At 71.1% G+C, this 19189-nt stretch carries 14 protein-coding genes; 3 read left to right on the forward strand and 11 right to left on the reverse strand.

Annotated features, from left to right (window positions below):
* Window positions 1-204: 204 nt before the first annotated feature.
* The gene (locus G3I42_RS11165) at window positions 205-1416 is read left to right on the forward strand and encodes a ricin-type beta-trefoil lectin domain protein (protein ID WP_343244517.1); all 1212 of its coding nucleotides are present in this window, start codon (window positions 205-207) and stop codon (window positions 1414-1416) included.
* A gap of 2 nt (window positions 1417-1418) precedes the next feature.
* Here the strand turns inward: G3I42_RS11165 and G3I42_RS11170 are convergent, their stop codons facing one another.
* The 5 genes from G3I42_RS11170 to G3I42_RS11190 all read right to left on the reverse strand — a co-directional run bounded on the left by G3I42_RS11170 (window position 1419) and on the right by G3I42_RS11190 (window position 5513).
* The gene (locus tag G3I42_RS11170; RefSeq protein WP_164284958.1) at window positions 1419-2330 is read right to left on the reverse strand and encodes an NAD(P)/FAD-dependent oxidoreductase; all 912 of its coding nucleotides are present in this window, start codon (window positions 2328-2330) and stop codon (window positions 1419-1421) included.
* Window positions 2327-2605, reverse strand: a complete 279-nt coding sequence (locus tag G3I42_RS11175; protein ID WP_164284959.1) for a hypothetical protein — start codon at window positions 2603-2605, stop codon at window positions 2327-2329. The genes G3I42_RS11170 and G3I42_RS11175 overlap by 4 nt, the downstream gene beginning before the upstream one ends.
* Window positions 2606-2695: 90 nt before the next feature.
* Window positions 2696-2836 carry a hypothetical protein gene (locus tag G3I42_RS37510; protein WP_239096387.1) on the reverse strand — a complete coding sequence of 47 codons (141 nt, stop codon included), beginning with the start codon at window positions 2834-2836 and terminating at the stop codon, window positions 2696-2698.
* A 675-nt stretch (window positions 2837-3511) separates the two neighbouring features.
* Window positions 3512-4951: an NAD(P)/FAD-dependent oxidoreductase gene (locus tag G3I42_RS11185; RefSeq protein ID WP_164284961.1), complete on the reverse strand. Its 1440-nt coding sequence runs from the start codon at window positions 4949-4951 to the stop codon at window positions 3512-3514.
* A gap of 1 nt (window position 4952) precedes the next feature.
* On the reverse strand, window positions 4953-5513 hold the full coding sequence (locus tag G3I42_RS11190) for a hypothetical protein (protein ID WP_164284963.1): 561 nt from the start codon (window positions 5511-5513) through the stop codon (window positions 4953-4955).
* Between the two features lie 205 nt (window positions 5514-5718).
* On the opposite strand from G3I42_RS11190, the gene G3I42_RS11195 reads away from it, so the two are divergent.
* Window positions 5719-6327, forward strand: a complete 609-nt coding sequence (locus G3I42_RS11195) for a TetR/AcrR family transcriptional regulator (RefSeq protein ID WP_164285014.1) — start codon at window positions 5719-5721, stop codon at window positions 6325-6327.
* A gap of 86 nt (window positions 6328-6413) precedes the next feature.
* Here the strand turns inward: G3I42_RS11195 and G3I42_RS11200 are convergent, their stop codons facing one another.
* From G3I42_RS11200 to G3I42_RS11220, 5 genes are all read right to left on the reverse strand, one after another.
* Entirely contained in the window at window positions 6414-8738 is a 2325-nt protein-coding gene (locus tag G3I42_RS11200; protein WP_164284965.1) for a hydantoinase B/oxoprolinase family protein, read from the reverse strand.
* A gap of 10 nt (window positions 8739-8748) precedes the next feature.
* Window positions 8749-10851, reverse strand: coding sequence for a hydantoinase/oxoprolinase family protein (locus G3I42_RS11205; protein ID WP_164284967.1), 2103 nt, complete (start codon window positions 10849-10851; stop codon window positions 8749-8751).
* A 206-nt stretch (window positions 10852-11057) separates the two neighbouring features.
* Window positions 11058-12026 (reverse strand): oxidoreductase, encoded by a 969-nt coding sequence (locus tag G3I42_RS11210; RefSeq protein WP_164284969.1) that lies wholly within the window; start codon window positions 12024-12026, stop codon window positions 11058-11060.
* A complete protein-coding gene (locus G3I42_RS11215) occupies window positions 12026-12670 on the reverse strand; it encodes a chorismate mutase (RefSeq protein ID WP_164284971.1) in 645 nt (214 codons plus the stop codon). Before G3I42_RS11215 ends, G3I42_RS11210 begins: the two co-directional genes overlap by 1 nt.
* A gap of 86 nt (window positions 12671-12756) precedes the next feature.
* On the reverse strand, window positions 12757-13563 hold the full coding sequence (locus G3I42_RS11220; RefSeq protein ID WP_239096388.1) for an alpha/beta hydrolase: 807 nt from the start codon (window positions 13561-13563) through the stop codon (window positions 12757-12759).
* 366 nt (window positions 13564-13929) lie between these two features.
* Here G3I42_RS11220 and G3I42_RS11225 point away from each other — a divergent pair, with 366 nt between their 5' ends.
* Window positions 13930-15546, forward strand: a complete 1617-nt coding sequence (locus tag G3I42_RS11225; RefSeq protein WP_164284974.1) for an MDR family MFS transporter — start codon at window positions 13930-13932, stop codon at window positions 15544-15546.
* A gap of 137 nt (window positions 15547-15683) precedes the next feature.
* On the opposite strand, the gene G3I42_RS11230 is transcribed toward G3I42_RS11225, so the two are convergent.
* Complete coding sequence (locus tag G3I42_RS11230; RefSeq protein WP_164284976.1) at window positions 15684-19148, reverse strand: ThuA domain-containing protein; 3465 nt, start codon at window positions 19146-19148, stop codon at window positions 15684-15686.
* Window positions 19149-19189 lie beyond the last annotated feature (41 nt).

Consider the following 19189-nt stretch of genomic DNA (forward strand, 5'->3'; position numbering starts at 1 on the left):
GTACGCGGTCTTGGCCCGGGGCCCGTCACCCGCTAGGGTCCGAGCGACAACGTTGCCAAGCGGGGTACGGTCCCGCGCTCGTGCGGTGCCGCCCCACCTCTGTGGAGGTGCCCCATGCTGGATGGTCCGCGCTCCGAGATCCGCTTACTGGCCCGAGGTTCAGCACGGATATGGTGCGCCGTCGCGGCGGCTCTGGCCCTCGCCGTGCCCGCGACAGCCGCTCAAGCCGCGCCCCCGTCTGACCACGCGGCCTCGGCAGCCGCCGCCTCGGGACTCGATTACGTCGCGATCGGCAGTTCCTTCGCCGCCGGGCCCGGCATCCCGCCGGCACAATCGGGCAGCGGAGCCGCGGCCTGCGCCCGGTCGGCCGTCAACTACCCCAGCATCGTCGCCCGCGAGACCGGGGCGAACCTGACGGATGCCTCGTGCAGCGGCGCGACCACCGCGAACGTCCTGACGGCCGGCCAGGCCGGCCAGCCGCCGCAGATCCAGGCCGTGACCCCGGCGACCCGCGCGGTCACGGTGACGATCGGCGGCAACGACGTCGACTACCTGGGCAGCATCAACGCCTACTCCTGCCGGACCAGCGGCGGCACCAACTGCGGCACCGTGGACCAGGGCGCGATCGACCGGACCTTCCCCGAGCTGGCCGGGCGGATCGAGAACATCGTGAACGGTGTGCACAGCGCGGCACCGCAAGCGCACGTCTACCTGGTGAACTACTTCACCATCCTGCCGGACTCCGGGGTGTGCGCCGACGTCCCTCTGACCGACGACCAGGCGGTGTTCGAGCGCGGCATCGCCACGCGCCTCGCGGACGCCACCGCCACCGCCGCGAGCGCCACGGGCGCGACCCTCGTCGATCTGGCGTCGGCCAGCCACGGACACGACGCGTGCGCCGCGAGTCCATGGGTGGAGACGTACCGTCCGGCCGCGGGCCGCTCCACGTACCACCCCAACGAGGCGGGGATGAGGGCGGCGGCCTCGCTCGTGGAGTCCGCCCTGGAGTCCCAGGGACAGGCGCGCACCGCGACCCTCCGCTCGGGGATCGCGGGCAAGTGCGTCGACGTGAGGAACTCCGGCACTGCCGACGGCACGCCGGTGCAGCTGTACGGCTGCAACGGCACGGCCGCACAGCGGTGGACGTACGTTCCCGACGCGGGCGGCGCGCTGCGGGCGCTGGGCCGCTGCCTCGACGTGAGCGGCAGCGGGACGGCGAACGGGACCAAGGTCCAGCTCTGGCAGTGCAACGGCTCCGGCGCCCAGCGGTGGGTGACCGGGGCCGGCTCCTCGTTGGTCAACCCGCAGTCGGGCCGGTGTCTGGACGACCCGGGAAGCTCCACGGCCGACGGGACCCAGCTCCAGATCCACGACTGCAACGGTACGGCCGCGCAGCGGTGGACCCCGACGAGCTGACCTCAGTAGCCCGCCGCACACCGGGCGACCGCGCCCGCACCCGCCACGTAGCCGGACGCGACGGCGGCGGCCATGGACGGCGGAACGGAGGTGGCCATGTCACCGGCCGCGAAGAGTCCTGGCACGCCGGTCCGGCACATCGGGTCCACCGCGACCGCCTCGACGCCCGTCATGTCGTCCGGTTCGGTCAGGCTCGCTCCGAGATCGCGGGCGAGTCCGGAGCGCTGATGGAGGATCGTCTTGACCAGAAGGGCGTCGACGGCCAGTTCGCCGCCGTCGGCGAACCTCACGGACCGCAACTGGCTTCCCGGTCCCGCGAGGCCGCTGACGCGCCGCTCGTCCAAGCCCACCCCGGCGTCCGCCAGTTGCCGGCGCTGGGGGCCCGTCAGGTTGCCGCCGTTGGTCAGCAGGGTGATCCGGTCGCTGAACGCACGGAGGTTCAGTGCTCCGTGCACGCCGACCGCACCGGACGCGAGCACCCCGAGGGGCCGATCGCGGACTTCCCAGCCGTGGCAGAACGGACAGTGGAAGACGGAGCCGCCCCACCGCTCGTCGATCCCGGACACTCGCGGGTAGCGGTACTCCGCACCGAGCGCCAGCACCACGGTCACGGCCCGTTCCTGCCGTCCGTCGCCGAGGGTCACGGTGAAGGACCCGTCGTCGGCACGCTTCGCCCGGGTCACCTCGCCCTGCCGCAGCTCGACGGACGCGTAACGGGCCAGCTCCGAGCGCGCCGCCTCGTAGAACTCGGCGGGAGGGCGTCCCTCGTGGCCGAGGAGGCCGCCGAGGGTGGTGGCGACGAGATTGCTCTGCCGACCCGCGTCGACGACAAGGGTGTCGAGCCGCGCACGCCCGAGTGTGAGCGCCGCGCTCATCCCGGCGGCTCCCCCGCCGACCACTATGCACTCCTTCATGCTGTTTTCCTCTCAGGTGTGTTGTCGGGGGTCCGGACGGGCCGGGTACGGCCGGCGTCTTCGGGGCCCACCATCAGCGCCGCAGCCGCCCTCCCGGAGGGCTTCCCCGGCGTCACGTCGGCGGAGACCGGCCAGGTGTGTGAGGCGACAGCCGGCAGGACGGCCGCCGAGCCGACGACGGCTGCCAGGGCGAGGCCCAGGAAGATGAGGTAACCGCGGAGAGCCATGCACCACCGCCACAGAGAGGGGAGAACGTTCAGCCTTGCGAACGGCATGAAGCAGCTCCCTTGCGTACCGTCAGGACCGATAGGGGTACCCCTTTGCCGGGCGCGCCCGCGCCCGGCTCCCGCCGTCACCGTCGCCCGCTACCGGACCGGGCTCTGCCCGGCCCAGAAGGTGGTGAGGGCCCGCGCGCTGCCGGACGGGTCCTGCACCATCCACCAGTGACCCGTTCCGTCGAGCGCCGCGACCTGTGCTCCCGCCCGGGCGGCGGACCTGCGGCGCATCTCCTCCGTGCCGACGAAATGGCGGAGCGGTAGAAGGCCAGGACAGCGCGGCCCCTGCCGGGTCCTTGCGCGGCGGCCAGCCGGGCGGCGACCGGACGGGCGATCCCCGTGGCGACCGTGCGCGCGGTGCGTTCGTCGAACGTGCCGCCCAGAAGCTCGGCGAGCGACGCCTCGCCGGCATCCGGCGTCTGCCACTGCCTCGCGAGATCGTGCCAGACGTAGTCCGGGTCGAACACGCCGAGGAACTCGCTGGCCCACGTCCGCAGCAGATCGGGGCTCCGCGACCAGCCAGTCCCGGTAGCCGGTCACGGTGCAGTCGCATCCGGGCGGTACGGGGGCGCCGAAGCACGGCGGGGACAGACGCACGAAGTCCGTCCTGCCCGGTTCGGCGCACAAGCGGTCCCGGACGGCCGCGCTCTCCGGGTTGCCGTTCACCAGCACTGCGGCCACGCGGACCTCCTGAAGCGAAGTGGGCCGTCGATCGTTCTCGAACCCCACCTCCGTGTGTGACGGCCGAGAAGAGCGAAGGGCGTTCCTTCGGAGCACCCGGAGCGGGTGGAACAGCCGCCCTGGTGTCTCAGCCGGTCGTGTTCCGCGCACGCGGGATCGACGGCTTCGCGCACCTCGTGGCCCGCCCGCGTCGGCGCGCGGCCGGGCGGGCCCCCGGCCGCCTGGTCATCGGCCGTACGCTTCCAGCAGCCGGAGCCACACCTCGCTGATCGTGGGATACGCGGGGACCGCGTGCCAGAGCAGGTCGAGGGGGACTTCGCCGACGATCGCGATCGTCGCGGCGTGCAGCAGTTCCGCCACATCGGGACCGGCCAGGGTGAAGCCGACGATCACCTCGCGGTCCTCGTCGACGACCATGCGGGCACGGCCCTGGTATCCGTCGGCGTGCAGGGCGGCTCCCGCCACGGCGCCGAGGTCGTAGTCGACGACACGGACGGAAAGCCCTGCGGCCTCGGCCGCTGCGGCGGTCAGTCCGACCGAAGCGATCTCCGGTTCGGTGAAGGTCACTTGAGGCACCGCCCGCGCGTCCGCCGTGGCGACGTGGCGGCCCCAGGGGCGAGCGTCGACGGGTTCGCTCTTGGCGCGCGCCACGATGGCGTCGCCCGCCGCGCGGGCCTGGTACTTGCCCTGATGGGTCAGCAGCGCGCGGCGGTTGACGTCTCCGGCGGCGTACAGCCACCCGTCGGTGAGCGGCGTGCCGTCGTCGCCGAGCACGCGCAGCGTGTCGTCCACCGTCAGCCAGTCGCCCGGTGTCAGGCCGACCGCGGCGAGGCCGATGTCCTGGGTGTTCGGCGTGCGACCGATCGCGACGAGGATCTCGTCGGCCTCGATGACCTCGCCGGTGGTGAGGGTGAGGTGCACGGCGCCGTCGCCGTCACGTTTCACGGCTTCGGCCTCCGCGCCGAGGAGTACCGAGGCACCGGCATCGCGCAACGACCCGGTGACCAGTTCCCCGGCGAACGGCTCGGCGCGCGGCAGGACGCCGTCGCGGGCGAGCATCGTCACCTTCGACCCCAGGGCGGCGAATGCCGTCGCCATCTCCGATGCCACCACGCCGCCACCGATGACGGCGAGGCGGCCGGGAACCGCCCGTGCTGCCGCCGCCTCCCGGCTGCTCCACGGCTCCGCCTCGCGCAGACCGGGGATGTCCGGCAGCAGGGCAGCGCTGCCGGTCGCGACCACGACGGCGTGCCGTGCGGTCAGCGACGTCGTGGCGCCGGCCGCGTCGGTGACCTCGACCACCCGGTCGGAGCCGATGCGCCCCTGACCCCGGTACAGCGCGATCCCGGCAACGTCGAGCCAGGACACCTGCCCGTCGTCCTTCCAGTGCGAGGAGAAGGCGTCGCGACGGCGGAGCACTGCCGGGACGTCCAGCTCTCCGGTCACCGCCTCGCGTGATCCCGGCACCCGCCGGGCCGCGCGCAGCGCGGCCGTGCTCCGCAGCAGTGCCTTGGTCGGCATGCAGGCCCAGTACGAGCACTCACCACCGACCAGTTCCCGCTCGACGACGGCGACGCTCAGTCCGCCCCGCGCCACCCGGTCCGCGACGTTCTCGCCGACCGGGCCCGCGCCGATCACGACGACGTCGTACGTGTGATCGGCCATGTCAGCGCTCCTTGGTGGCGCGGCCCAGGCGCAGGGCCGAGATGAGGAAGAAGACGCCGCCGGGGATCGCGTAGCCGACCGCGCTGGTGAGCGTGGGATCGTCCGCGCCGGCGGATGCCACGAACGACGCCCCGGCCAGCACCGAGATGCCGCCGCTGAGGATCATCGGCCACTGGCCGCCCATCTTGCGGCGGGGGACGGCCACGATCAGCTGGACCAGCCCGGACACGATCGCCCAGGCGCCCCAGACGCGCAGCACCGCCGGGATGCCGGAGGCGCAGGCGATGCCCACGCCGATGGCCGCGATCAGGCTGACCGCCATGTTCACGTAGAGCAGCGCCGGCGAGCCCGTGGTGCGCGAGGCCCTCGTGTCGACGACGGCCGCGCCGACGTCGAACAGGGGGTACAGCACGAGCAGCACGGCCGCGACCGGGCTGATCCTGTCGGTCGTCGTGAACATCACGAGGGCCCAGACGAGGGCGAACGCGAACCGGACGAAGTAGAGACGCCGCAGGGCGGACGCCGTGGTGGTGATGCCTGACGGAGCAGCGATGGCGCTCACGATGTTCCTTTCGGTGAACACGCGAAGGGAGGTGCTGTTCTCGCGTTCGGCCGGCGCGACGAGCACGTATGAGCCCTGATGAGGCGGTACGAGTTCGTACGGGACCGGCCGCACATTCACGAGAATGAACGTTCTGTTCCCTCGAAGAATGGCAAGGATGCGGCACGCCGTCAAGACCGAACGTTCTACCCGTTATGATGGCGGCATGGTGCGCAGCGAATCCGAAAGCCGACCGTCCGAAGCGCGGAACCGACTCCTCGCGACAGCAAGCCGGGTGTTCTACGCGGAGGGCATCCACAGCGTCGGCGTCGATCGCATCGTCGCGGAAGCACAGGTGACACGGGCCACCTTCTATCGTCACTTCCCCAGCAAGGAGAGCCTGGTCGTCGCCTATCTGGAAGCGGCGGACCACGTCATGCGCGAACGGGCCGCCGCGGCCGTCGCCGCCGGGCTCACGCCGGCCGACACCCTCCGCGCTCTCGCCTCTGCCATCGCCGAGGACATCCGGTCCCCCGGCTTCCGGGGGTGCGCGTTCCTCAATGCCGTCGCCGAGTTCCCGGATGCCGATCACCCGGTGCACCAGGCCGTCCTGGCGCACCGCCAGTGGTTCCTCGACACCGTCACCGAGCTCCTGTCGAAGACCGGGGAGCGGCCCGCCGAGCCCGCCGCCCGCCACTTCGTGATGCTGCGGGACGGCGCGATGGCCGCCGGCTGCCTCTCCGATCCGGAGCTGGTGGGCGAGACCTTCCTGCTGGGCGTGGAAGGACTTCTCGAAGCGCACGCCTCCCCCGCCCGCCCGAAGCCGTCTGCCTGACCGCGCCGGGCCCGCCTCGCCGGGCGCGGGCGCTCACGCGCCCGAACTCGCCCGAAGAGGCGGCCCGCCCGGCCTGCCGGTCGGGGTCAGGCCCACTTCCGGTAGTCGTCGTAGGGCAGCGGATGATCGACGGGCACGACACGCGAGCTGACCGCGGTCAGGCATCCCGGGCAGAACAGCTGGCGGAAGACGATGTCCGTATCGACGTACACCGACGGGTCGTGCCAGATGTGCGGTCCGGCGTGCGCCGGGGGCAGGTCGCGGCGCGCCAGTGCGGCGACGAAGGCGCTGTCGGCCAGCGGGCCGATCCCGGTGCCGCAGTGCGCGCACACCACCGTCCTGCCGTGCGGGGCCTCCACGAAGGCGAGATTGTCGTCGAGCCGGTGGGCGCCGCTCAGGGGGTGTGTCCCGAGGGGTGACAGGTCAGCGCCGGGCAGGCCCGCGTCCGTCGCGCGCTCCCGCCGCAGCAGTCGGCGGGTCTCCTCGGTCGCGGTCGCGTCCACCCGGTTGCCGTCGCCGAGGACGACGCCGTAGACCTCCTTCGCCGCCCGGGCGGAGACGCCTGCCCGCAGGACGTCGTCGCGGACCGTCCCGGCCGGACGGAGCAGCGGGTCGCCGTACCCGCCACCGGCCTGCCAGTGCAGGTAGAGCGCGTCCCGGGGTCCGAGGTGCGACTCCCCTTCGCAGGGCAGCACGTCGATGTCGCCGCCGAGGTCGTCCAGGCCGCCCGGGATCGCCGTCGCCCCGGCGAGCTGGGGCACGTCGATGCCGCGGACGACGAGGTCGAGCTGCGAGTTGCCCGGGTACCCGCCGGCCAGGCCGACGTTCTGGTTCGCGACTTTGCCCGTGCCGGAGATGACCAGCGACATGCTCCCGGTCTGATCCGGGTGCTGCACGTAGCAGACGGAGCCGCTCATGCCGCCGCGCTGCCGGCCCGGTCCGCCGGAGTCGGTCTGCTCCCGTCGCCACAGGGCGACCAGGGGGTAGAGGTACTCGGTCATCTCGACGTCGGGCGCCCGCGCGGAGGGGATGATGAGCCGGCCGCCGGTGTCGACGCCGTCGTGGTGGACCTGGGCGCCGTACCCGCCTGCCATGACGTCGAAGACGGGCGACACGAAGCCCTTGCTGCCACCTCCGCGGACGTCGACGCCGGACACCACGCAGAGATCGGTGGTGCCGTTGCAGATCGACTGCACGTCGCCGCGGTGGTCCGGTTCGGCGTCGAGCATCTTGGCGATCACTTCGGCGATCAGGTTGCCCGCCCCCCACGCCGGGCCGAAGGGGCCCTTCCCCACGGCCGCCGGGAACGAGGCGTTGGTGATCGTGTCCTCGTCCGTGACGATCTCGAAGCAGCGCATGAGCCCGCCCGCCGCCCAGGGGATGGTCCCGGCCAGCAGCGGCAGCATCGTGAAGACGATGCCCGCCCGCAGGCCGGGGTAGGGGCAGTTGATGATGCCGGTCTGCCCGGCCGTCCCCCGGAAGTCGAAGACCAGCCGGTCGGCTTCCTTCGTCATCGCGACCTTGATCGCGTGCAGGTCGCGGTCGCCCGTCCGCGACTGTTCCTGGTAGCCGACGGCGGTCCAGGTCCCGTCGGGCAGGGTGGTCAGCTTGGCCCGCAAGCGGCGCTCGGCGTCGTCCATCATCCGGTGCATGACGGCCTTGACGGTGTCGGCACCGTACTTGTCGATGAGCCGGAGGATCTGGTCGGCCGCGTTCTTGTTCGCGGCGATCTTGGCGCGCAGGTCGAGTCCCACCATGTGGGGGAGCCGTGACCTGCGGACCCAGGCGTCGGCCACGTCGCGCTGCAACACCCCGCCCCGGACCACCTTGAGGGGCGGTGTGGGCACCGCCTCGCCGAACACGTCGTGAGCCGACGGGCTGAAGGAGCCCGGCCGCGGCCCGCCGAGGTCCACTTGGTGGGCGATGGCTGTGGTCCAGCCGAACAGCTTGCCGTCGTGGAAGACGGGTGCCAGCACGGCGGCGTCGTTCTGGTGCAGTCCGCCGCCGATCCAGGGGTCGTTGCAGAGGAACATGTCGCCTTCGGCGATGCCCGGATTGTCGCCGCGGTGGCGCAGCGTCCAGACGATGGCGAGGTCCATGGAGCCGATGAGGCCGATGTTGTAGGCGCCGACCTGGACCTGCTCGCCGAGCTCGTCGCAGATGGAGAAGTTGAAGTCGTTGGACTCGGTGACGACGTGCGAGCCCGACATCCGTCGCAGCGTCTCCCCCATCTCCTGGGTGATGGCCCACAGGCGGTGCCGTACGACCTCATAGGTCAACGCGTTGACTTCGCCGCTCCGTTGGTCGTCGATCCGGTGCAGGGGTACGGACGGCGATATCTGCCGCAGCAGTTCCTCGCGCGGCACGGGGCGGCTGGTGAACTCGTCCGACCCGGGAATCTTCGTTGTCATGGAGCTGTCCTCACCGGTAGCTGAGTACGAGGTTGCCGAGGCGGTCGACACGGCCGGTCACCCCGGCGGGGATCACCACGACGGTGGTCGGCACGTCGACGATCGCCGGCCCCGCGATCTCGTGGCCCGCGCGCAACCCGGCGTAGTCGTAGACGGGGGTGGGAACGAAACCGGTCTGCGCGTCGAGGCAGACGGAACGCTCTTCCAGGAGGGCCTCGGCCGGGTCGGAGCCGGTGGCCTCGGCGACGTCCGGCAGGACGACGGGGAAGCCGAGGCCGGCTGTGGCTCGCGCGCGGTAGGTGATCGCCTGCACGCCCGCTTCGCGGTAGCCGGCCCCTGATCCGTTGACGCGCTCGTACTGTTCCTCGAAGCGCTCCAGGATCTCGTCAGCAGTGTGCTCGGTGAAGACGCCGTCCGGGACGGCGGTCGCGAGTTCGTTGACCTGCATCGAGTAGCGCAGGTCGACCTCGCGCCGCATGGTCACCTCCTGGAAGTTCACCTTCTGCCGGTCGAGCGCGCCCCGCAGGTCGGCTTCCAGCCGCGCGTAGTGGGAAGCCAGCGTCGTGTGGGCGACAGGGAAGGAGGAGGGGTCGGAGAGTTCCGCGCTCAGGACGATGTCCGAGGCGGCGAGCCCGTAGGCGGAGAAGGCGGAGGCGACGGGGCCGAGCGGGACGACGACCTCGCTCACCCCCAGGTCCCGGCAGTACCCGGCGCAGTGGGCGGGACCGGCGCCGCCGAAGGCGTAGGCGACGAAGTCCCGGGGGTCGTGGCCGGCTTGGACGACGGCTCGGCGCAGGAGGTCTCCCGCCTGCGCGTTCTGGACCTCGTGGATGGCGATGGCGGCCTCTTCGACGGTGAGGCCGAGCGGTTCCGCCACGTGCCGGCGGATCGCCCGGCGCGCCAGCTCGGTGCTGAGCGGCTTTCGGCCGCCGAGCAGTCCGCGCGGGCTGAGGATGCCGAGGACGAGGTTGGCGTCGGTGTTGGTGGGATGCGTGCCGCCGTTGCCGTAGCAGGCGGGGCCGGGGACGGCCTCGGCGCTCCGCGGGCCGAGGCGCAGGTTGCCGCCGTCGTCCACGGAGGCGAGCGCCCCGCCGCCGGAACCGATCGTGTGCACACGGATGGTCGCCGCGTTGATCGGGTACTGGTTCACGATCGATCCCGGCGCCATCACGGGCTCTCCGTCGACGATCAGTCCTGCCAGGAAGGTGGTTCCGCCGACGTCGGTGGTGATGACGTTGCGGTGGCCCAACTGCTCGGCCATGCGCATCCCGCCGATGACCCCGCCGGACAGGACGGACCCGACCGTGGTGATGGCGTGTTCGGGCGCCCGGTCGGCCGTGATGGTGCCTCCCTCGCTCTGCATGACCAGCAGGGGGCCTTTGAGGCCGTTCTCCTCCAGTCGCTCGCGCAGCGGGGTCAGGTACGCGCGCAGCCGGGGCCCGATCTGGGCGTTCATGACCGTCGTGGCGGTCCGCGCGAACTCGCGGATGCGGGGGCTGACCGTGCTGGAGAGCGTGACGTACATGTCCGGGGCGATCTCGTGGATCAGCTCGCGGACACGCCGTTCGTGCGCGTCGTTCTTGAACGACCACAGCAGGCAGACGGCGATCGCCTCGACGCCCTGGTCCACGAGGGACCGCGCGACGTCGCGGACCTCGTCCTCGTCGAGGGGCACCAGCACCTTGCCGGCGTGGTCGATCCGCTCCGTGACCTCGCGTGCGCGGTGCTTGGGGATCAGGGGTGCGGGTTTGCGCCGGCGGAGGGTGTCCTGGATCTCGTGGGCGGCCTTGCCGAGGGTGCGCCCCTCGGCGTTCATGATGTAGATGGCGTCCCGGTGGCCTTTGGTGGCGATGAGCCCGACATCGGCCACGGTCCCCTGCACCAATGCGTTGATCGACGCGGTCGTGCCGTGGGCGATGTAGTCGGTCTGCGAGAGCAGTTCGCCGAGGCCGATGTCCAGCTCGCCGGCGATGTCCTCGATCGTCCGCATGACGCCGAGCTCGCGGTGCGGCGGGGTCGTCGGTGTCTTGGCCGAGACGATACGGCCGGCACCGTCCGAGGCGACGGCGTCGGTGAACGTCCCGCCCACGTCGATGCCCAGTGCGTATGACATGTGTCTTCTCCGGTTGTCTACCGCTTGTGGGTGTCGCAGCGCTCAGTGGATGTGCTCAGGAGCAGTCCGGCGAGGGTGTGACGCCCGCGCTCGCGCGCCGCTTCTGCCCGGGGGTCCCCGTCGACGGCGCCGTCGGTCCGCGGCAGGGTGCGCGCGGACGCGAGCACGTCGCGCGCCGGCTCTCCTCTGTTCCTGACGCCGAGGTGTCAGTAGCTGACCTCTGTCAGCAGCTCCGTCTCCCTCCACAGTCGCCGCTGCAGTCCGATGTCGTGGGACAGCCCGGACGAGGTTCCCCGCACGGGGTACCCGGTGCGTTGCGCGCGTCCGGGCGGGCAGTAGTAGTCGCCGCCGCGCGCGTCGGGGTCGGTGGCGGCGCGCAGGGGGCCGAGAGCGCCCTTCGCCGCGCTTTGCGACAGCGCCAGGACGATCGGGTTCACCTTGGGGTTGAGCACGGTTCGGACCAGCCGGTTCATCTCCCGCCCGCCGTCGGTTCGGGCGATGCCCGGATTCCCGGCCAGCGCGATGGTGCGGGAACCGCTGGCTTCGAGCCGCCGGTTCAGTTCGTACGTGAAGAGCAGATTGGCCAGTTTGGCCCGGTAGTAGGCCGTGGTGAACCGGTACTCCGGTCCCTGCTCGGGGTCGAGGTCGGCGGGATCGATGCTGCCTTGACGATGGCCGTTGCTGGCGACGGTCACCACCCTCGATCCGGGCACGTCGGTCATCAGGTCCAGGACCAGGCCGGTGAAGGCGAACGGGCCGATGTGGTTGACGGCGATCGTCGACTCGAAGCCGTCCTCGCTGACCCCGTACCACCGGCGGATGCCACCGGCGTTGTTCACGAGCAGATCGACGCGGTCGTACGCGGCGTGCAGGTGGTGAGCCGCCGCGCGGACGGAGGCCAGCGAGGCGAGGTCGAGCGGGAGAGTGCGAACGGTGGCACCGGGCGTGAGGGTGCTGATCCGGTCGGCGGCCGCGGCCGCCTTGATCGCGTCGCGACAGGCCAGCACCACGTCCGCGCCCCGCCCGGCGAGGGCCGCCGCGATCGCGAACCCCAAGCCGGTGTTCGCGCCGGTCACGACGGCCGTACGGCCCCGCAGCCCGGGGATGTCCCGAGCGGTCCAACGTCGGTCTGCCACAGTGGTGCTCCAGGTGGGAGGTGGTGGGGGCAGGGGCATCAGTCCCGGCCGTCGACGGGGTCGCACACCGAGGGCGTCGCTGCCCGGAGGGCCTGGCGGTGCAGGGCGTCCAGACGGGCCAGGACCGCGCCCGAGGTCGTCGACCACGCCAGTTCGACGGAGCACGCGGCGGGGTCGGCGCGGAGCTGTGCGGTGGTGCCGAGTGCGTGGAGCAGGTCCGTGGTGAGGCGGTCGAGGCGTGCGCGGATCACGGTGAGATCCGGCCGCGTCGTGGGGGCTTGCCGCGGGTGGGCCGTCCACCGCGCGAACAAGCCCTTCTGCACGACCTTGCTCGCCGTGATCTGGTCGCGGAAGAACGCCACCGCCGCTTCGGGACGCACACCGTTGGCAGCGGCCTGCTCACGGACCCGGTCGAGGACCTCGCTTTCCCGCGCGGGGTCGTCGATCGGCGAGTCCGTGCCGAACTTGGACGCCGCCACGTCGTCGCTGACGCGAAGACGCTCGATGATCAGGTCGGTCAGCGAGCCGAGTTCGCCGAACGATGTGCTCGCCCCGGCCGTGCCGGCGGCGGCGACCTTCCCGTGGGGCTCCGCCGCCAGGGCCTGGGGGACGGTCATAGCCGCCGTGGCCACGCACAGCGCGGCGAGCACGGCACCGCGGGCGGCATGGGTACGCAGGTTCATCGCTCTTCCTCACATGTGTTTCTCGCAGCGGGCGCGCGAGACGCTCCCGCACGCCAAGGCCAGGGAGCGGGCGCGGCAGGCCCTGTTCACCGGGTGTTGCGCGCGGCTTCCTCGATCACGTGCGTGACCTTGTCCGGACGGCTGATCATCACCGCGTGGGAGGCATCGACCTCTTCGGTGTGCGCACCGGCCCGCTGTGCCATGGTGCGCTGGAGGCCGGGGGCGATGGCGTGGTCCTGGCGGGTGATCAGGTCCCAGGAGGGGATCGAGCGGAACGCTTCTTCGGCGCTGGGTTCGCTGACCGCCCTGATGTTGGCGGGCCGCTGGGTGGTCGCGAGGTCGGTGGCGGTGGTCTTGTCGAGGTCACCGGCGAAGACCTCGCGGAAGTGGGCCGGGTCGATGGACACCTCCGTACCGTCGGGGACCGGGGTTTCCACGAGGGGGATCGGCGGCGTGGACCGGGCGGCCAGGTCACCGACGCTCTCGCCCTTCACGGGGATGAAGCCGGCGATGTAGACCAGCGCCTTGACGTCGGGGTCCGACGCGGCGGAGTTGGTGATCACGGCGCCACCGTAGGAGTGACCGACCAGCACGACGGGGCCGTCGATGGTGGCGAGGTAGCTGGAGACGTAGGCGGTTTCGCTCGTGAGTCCCTGCAAGGGGTTGGCGAGGGCGCGGACCGGATAGCCGTCCGCGCGCAGGCGTTCCATCACCCGCGTCCAGCTGGAGGAGTCGGCCCACGCGCCGTGGACGAGGACGACGGTGGGTTTCGGCGTGGAGGGGCCTCCGCCGGTCGCCTGCGCCACGCCCGGGGCGCTGGTGGCGGCGAGGAGCGCCAGGGCGCCGGCGGCGAGGGCCGTACGGCGAGAGGCCGTACGGCGGGGGATGCGCATACGCATGAGGGTGCCTTTCGGTTCGGTCGGGTGTGACGCCTGGTCACCGGGCCCGCGTCCCGGTTCGCGGTTCCCGGTTCAGCGGCGGCTGTACGGGGCGAACGCGTACGCGGTCACGTGCTGTACGGGGCATGCGACCACGCCGCCCTCCACAACCGTCGAGGGAGAACGTTCGGTATTGCCATTAGACAGAGGACGCGAGAGACTGTCAAGACCGAACGTTCTATCTCCACCCGTTGTCACCCTGACGGCCCACCACCCCCGGTCAGCGCGCGGCGCTTTACCCCGTCGCGCGCACGGTCCTGGGGGCGCGTCGTCCCCGAATGCGCGCCGTCTTCCACCCACTGACACCAGATGAGGACCCTGATGACCACCACCCCCAGAGCAGGTGTGCGATCGCCTGCCCCGCAGGAGAAAGGGGCCACGGGCACCGGCCACGAGCCGATGACCCATGCCCACGTCATGCGCGCGCTGTCGGGACTGTTGCTCGGCCTGTTCTGCGCGATCCTGTCCTCGACCGTCGTCACCAACGCGCTGCCCCGGATCATCGGCGATCTCGGCGGTGGCCAGAGCGCGTACACGTGGGTCGTCACCTCGTCGCTCCTGGCGGTGACGGCCTCCACGCCCCTGTGGGGCAAGCTGGCCGACCTGTTCAGCAAGAAGACACTGATCCAGTCGGCCCTCGTGATCTACGTCGCCGGGTCCCTCGTGGCCGGCTTCGCCCACAATCCGGCGACCTTGATCACCGCACGGGTCATCCAGGGGCTGGGCGGCGGCGGTCTGTCGGCGCTGGGGCAGATCGTGCTGGCCGCGATGATCGCTCCGCGCGAGCGCGGCCGTTACTCCGGCTACCTCGGGGCGACCTTCGCTGTCGCCACCGTCGGCGGCCCCCTGCTCGGCGGTGTCATCACCGACACTTCGTGGCTCGGCTGGCGCTGGTGCCTGTTCGTCGGTGTCCCGTTCGCCCTCGTCGCCCTGCTGGTGCTCCAGCGCACGCTGAACCTGCCGGTGACGAAGCGCCGGGTCAAGGTCGACTGGGCGGGCGCCTTCTTCGTCACGGCCGCCGTTTGCACCTTGCTCGTCTGGGTGACCTTCGCCGACAACAAGTACGCGTGGCTGTCCTGGCAGACCGCCGCGCTCGTCGGCGCGGCGCTCGTGCTGACGCTGGTCTTCCTGGGTGTCGAGAGGAGGGCGGCCGAGCCGGTCATCCCCCTGGGCCTGTTCCGCAACCCGACCATCGCGCTCGCCTCCGCCGCTTCCCTGTTCGTCGGGGTCGCCCTGTTCGCGGGAACGGTCTTCTTCAGCCAGTACTTCCAGCTCGCCCGAGGCGATTCCCCGACGATGTCCGGTCTCCGGACGATCCCGTTCATCGCCGGGCTGTTCGTCTCCTCCACCGTCTCCGGCCGGATCATCACCCGGACCGGCAGGTGGAAGGGCTGGCTGCTGACGGGAGGGGCGCTGCTGACGGCGGGCACGGCTCTCCTGGGCGCCCTGCGCCACGACACCCCTTACCTCTACACGGCCTCCTGCATGGCATTGATCGGTCTCGGGGTCGGGATGACGCTCCAGAACCTGGTGCTCTGCACGCAGAACCAGGTGTCCCCCGAGGACCTCGGTGCCGCTTCGTCGACGGTGACGTTCTTCCGCTCCCTCGGAGGCGCGGTGGGGGTCTCGGTGCTCGGCTCGGTCCTGTCGGCCCGTGTCGGCCACCACGCGCTGGAGACGATCGGCCAACTGGCCCCGGGTGACAGGGCCACCGCGGGGAAGGCATCCGGAGGTGGCCGGCTGCCCGACCTCGCGGCGCTGCCCTCCCCCGTCCGGAGCTGGCTCGAAGGCGCCTACGGCCACGGCATCGGGGATGTCTTCCTGTACGCCGCCCCGATCGCTCTCGTCGCGTTCCTCGTCACCCTGTTCATCAAGGAGACCCCTCTGGCGGCGGCCGGCGCCCCGAAGCGCGGCGGGGAGGCGGACCGTACCGGCTGACCCGGACCCGACTCCCTCCTTCCGTGCGGCGTGGTGAGGGCGGCGCGGTGGTGGGCGGGTGTCCGCGTACGGGTGGTCAGCGCGGAGGCGCGGAGCGGGGGTTTTCCGCTCCGCGCCGGTTCACCGGGCCGGTCCGGTTATCTCAGGGTCCATTTCTGGGTGGTCCGGCCGTCGCACTGCGCGATGATCAGTTGGCTGCCGTTGGCCGTGCCCGCCGAGTCCAGGCAGGTGCCGCGGTTTCGGATGGTGCCGTCCGACTGCACGGACCAGTCCTGGTTGGTGCCGCCGTTGCAGTCCCACAGCTGGACCTTGGTGCCGTTGGCGGTGCCGAAGGCGTCCACGTCGAGGCACTTGCCCAGCGTCCGCAGCGTGCTGCCGTTGGCCTGCCACTTCTGGTTGTCGCCGTTGTTGCAGTCCCACAACTGGACCTTGGTGCCGTTGGCCGCGTTGGCGCCGTTGGCGTCGACGCACTTGCCGCCCGCGCCGGTGATCTGTTTCGCGGCGGACTGGCCGCCTTGGGCGACACCGTTCCCGACGAAGGTCAGCGAGTCGATGTCGTAGGAGTTGTCCGACGTCGTCTTGAAGACGAGGTACAGCTCCGTCGTTCCGGCGGGCCGGGTGAGGTCGACCGCCGGGGTGCTCCGGTACGTGTCCCAGCCGCCGGTGCTCGGGACTGGCACCGAGGCGATCAGCGCGCCGGTCGGCGAGCCGTTCCGCAGCTCGACCGTTCCGCCGCCCGAGGGCGAGGAGAGACGCAGTGAGACCTTGTCGATACCGGTGAAGTTGACCGGGGAGAAGGAGGCCCAGTCGTTGTTGCTGATGTCGCCGAGCCGGGCGTCCGATTCGGCGTCCCCCTGGGAGACGACGCGGATGCCGGACTGCCGGGTGAAGAACTCGGCCTGCTTGTGCTTGGGCTGGAGCACCGCCTTCGCGCTGCCTGCCAGTGCGGGTGCGCCGGACGCGCCCTTGTCCGTGTAGCTGGACGTGGCGACGTAGGACACGTCGAGGTCGGCGTGGCCCGCGTCGGTCGCCGGGACGATGGTGCCCGAGCAGCCGGTGAGGGCGTCGGTGTCGTGCGCGTGTTCGTCGTGTCCGAGCGAGGGGACGGTTTTGACCTTGGAGCAGTCGATCGTGCCGTCCTCGGGGTCGGTCACGTTCACCGTGTACGGGATGCGGTCGCCCCAGTCGTACATCCCGCCGTTCGGCAGGGAGAGTTTGACGGTGGGTGCCGTGTTGCCGGAGGTCACGGTGAGGTTGGCGGTGCCGGTGCGGCCGCCGGTGTCGGTGACGGTGAGCTGGGCGGTGAACTGGCCCTTCGCCGTGTAGGTGTGGGTGGGGGACGCCTGGTCGGAGGTGGCGCCGTCGCCGAAGTCCCAGTGGTAGGAGATCGTGCCGCCCTCCGGGTCGCGTGAGCCTTCGCCGGAGAACTTCACCGTCAGCGGCGCGGAGCCGGATGTCGGGGTGGCGGTCGCTTCGGCGAGGGGACGCCGGTCGCCGGAGCTGTAGTCGATGCGGTACAGGCCGGAGTCCGGGTTGTCCCGGCCGAAGCCGCTCCCCCACTCCAGGAGGTACATCGCTCCGTCGGGCCCGAATTTCATGTCCATCGGGGACTTGAAGCTCAGGTTCGGCAGGAAGTCGTTGATCTTGAGGAGCTTCCCGTCGTCGTCCAGCCGGAATTCGTGCAGTCGGTTGCGGGACCATTCACCGAAGAACGGTGTCTTGTCGAAGTACGCGGGGAACTTCGTCTCCGAGGGGTTGTCGGGGTCGTAGTGGTACACGGGGAAGGCGGCGGGGGCCTCTCCGCCGTCGCCCATCTCGGGGAACTTCCCGCCGTTGGCGCCGTTGCCGTACCAGACGTCCGCCTTCTTGGCCGCGGGGAGGTTGGTGATGCCCGTGTTGTTGGGCGAGTCGTTGACGGGGCTGGCGCAGTTGAAGCTGGGCCCCGACTGGCCGGTGGCGTAGTTGTAGTCGCGGTAGGGGATGTTGTCGCCGACGCAGTACGGCCAGCCGTAGAAGCCCGGCTGCTTGATGATGTTCCATTCGACGGTGGCCGCCGGTCCGCGCGCGGCGTTGTCCGATCCGGCGTCCGGTCCGTAGTCGGCGGCGTACAGGGTGCCGTCGGCGGGGTCGACGGAGAAGCGGAACGGGTTGCGGAAGCCCATCGCGTAGATCTCGGGCTTGGTCTTCGCCGTGCCCGGGGCGAACATGTTGCCCGCGGGGACGGTGTAGGTGCCGTTTGCCTCCGGGTGGATGCGCAGGATCTTGCCGCGCAGGTCGTTGCTGTTGGCGGAGGTGCGCTGGACGTCGTTGTCGGCGTGTCCCGCGCGCTCGTCGATCGGGGCGTAGCCGTCGGAGCGGAACGGTTCGGTGTCGTCACCGGTGCCGATGTAGAGGTTGCCGTTCGGTCCGAAGGTGATGTAGCCGCCGGTGTGCCCCGGTTCCGGGGACTGGCGCGACGAGGGAACCTTCATGACGACTTTTTCGCTGGCTTTGTCGAGTGTGTCGCCGCTGACGGTGAAACGGGAGACACGTGCGATGTCCTCGCTGCCGCCGGCCGGCGAGTACATGAGGTAGAGCCAGTGGTTGGTGGCGAAGTCCGGGTCCAGCGCGAGGCCGGTCAGTCCGTCCTCGCCGCCGGTGTAGACGTCGATGGTCGCGGCCGTGAGGACATCGCCGGCGGGCTTGTGGATCTTCACCTTGCCGCCGTACTCGGCGTAGAAGACGCGGCCGTCGTCGGCGACGTCCAGTGCCGCGGGGCCGACGGTGTTCTCGTCGAGGGGGACCTTCTCGTAGTCGGCCCAGGTCGTCGGGCCGCAGTCGGAGGGCACCTTGCCCCCCGCGGCTTCGACGCCGCCGACGATGTGGTTGCGGAAGTTCGGGTCCGCGTAGCTGGCCGCGTCGTGGCCCATCGCGGTGGCCCACACGCTGCCGCCCTCGGCGTCGCGGCACCAGGAGATGGGGTGGTCGGGCCCCATGGCCTCGCTGCCGGGGTTGTACGTGGTCTCGTCGGCGGTGACGAGGACGTGGACGTCACCGCGCGGGTTCGGCTCGAAGTTGTACCACTCCTCCTGGCGCGCCCAGCGGTCGGGAAGGTGTGCGGTGGAGGGGTGGATGTGGTCGGCGACCTTGGCCGTGCCCTGGAGGCTTCCCGGGGAGTGGGCGGGCATGTGGGCGCCGCCGTTGATCAGGTCGTCCCACCAGGGGAAGTCGTTCTCGATGCCCATGTCGAGCGTGTTGTGGACGGCGGCGATGCCGCCGCCGTCGCGCACGTAGGTCTGTACGGCCTTGCGCTGGGCGTCGGTCTCCCAGACCATGCCGGAGGTCTGCACCATGGCGATGACGTCGTACTCGGCGAGGTCGTCGTCGTTGAAGACGGCCGCGTCCTCGCTCTTGGTCAGTTCCCAGCCGCGGTCGGCGGCGACCTGGTCGAACATGGTGATGGCCGCGGGGATGGAGTCGTGGCGGTAGGCGCCGGGGGCGGTCTTGGTGAACAGGAGGACGTGGAAGCCCTCCTCGTGCGCGGTGGCCGGGGTGGCCAGGCCGGCCACGAGAAGGACGGAGCCGGCTAAGCTCAGCGCCCATCTCGCCGTTCTTGATCTCATGGTTGGCTCCTGCCGGTGGTCGTGGGGCGGATACGGGGCGG

The sequence above is a fragment of the Streptomyces sp. SID11385 genome (assembly GCF_010548245.1).
Classification (GTDB): domain Bacteria; phylum Actinomycetota; class Actinomycetes; order Streptomycetales; family Streptomycetaceae; genus Streptomyces.

Excerpts from the sequence above, each read along its gene's own strand:
- G3I42_RS11195 (WP_164285014.1), top strand. The coding sequence starts at position 5,719 with ATGGTGCGCAGCGAATCCGAAAGCCGACCGTCCGAAGCGCGGAACCGA.
- G3I42_RS11220 (WP_239096388.1), bottom strand. The coding sequence starts at position 13,563 with ATGCGCATCCCCCGCCGTACGGCCTCTCGCCGTACGGCCCTCGCCGCC.
- G3I42_RS11185 (WP_164284961.1), bottom strand. The coding sequence starts at position 4,951 with ATGGCCGATCACACGTACGACGTCGTCGTGATCGGCGCGGGCCCGGTC.
- G3I42_RS11210 (WP_164284969.1), bottom strand. The coding sequence starts at position 12,026 with ATGCCCCTGCCCCCACCACCTCCCACCTGGAGCACCACTGTGGCAGAC.
- G3I42_RS11170 (WP_164284958.1), bottom strand. The coding sequence starts at position 2,330 with ATGAAGGAGTGCATAGTGGTCGGCGGGGGAGCCGCCGGGATGAGCGCG.
- G3I42_RS11175 (WP_164284959.1), bottom strand. The coding sequence starts at position 2,605 with ATGCCGTTCGCAAGGCTGAACGTTCTCCCCTCTCTGTGGCGGTGGTGC.
- G3I42_RS11205 (WP_164284967.1), bottom strand. The coding sequence starts at position 10,851 with ATGTCATACGCACTGGGCATCGACGTGGGCGGGACGTTCACCGACGCC.
- G3I42_RS11200 (WP_164284965.1), bottom strand. The coding sequence starts at position 8,738 with ATGACAACGAAGATTCCCGGGTCGGACGAGTTCACCAGCCGCCCCGTG.
- G3I42_RS11230 (WP_164284976.1), bottom strand. The coding sequence starts at position 19,148 with ATGAGATCAAGAACGGCGAGATGGGCGCTGAGCTTAGCCGGCTCCGTC.
- G3I42_RS11215 (WP_164284971.1), bottom strand. The coding sequence starts at position 12,670 with ATGAACCTGCGTACCCATGCCGCCCGCGGTGCCGTGCTCGCCGCGCTG.
- G3I42_RS37510 (WP_239096387.1), bottom strand. The coding sequence starts at position 2,836 with ATGCGCCGCAGGTCCGCCGCCCGGGCGGGAGCACAGGTCGCGGCGCTC.
- G3I42_RS11225 (WP_164284974.1), top strand. The coding sequence starts at position 13,930 with ATGACCACCACCCCCAGAGCAGGTGTGCGATCGCCTGCCCCGCAGGAG.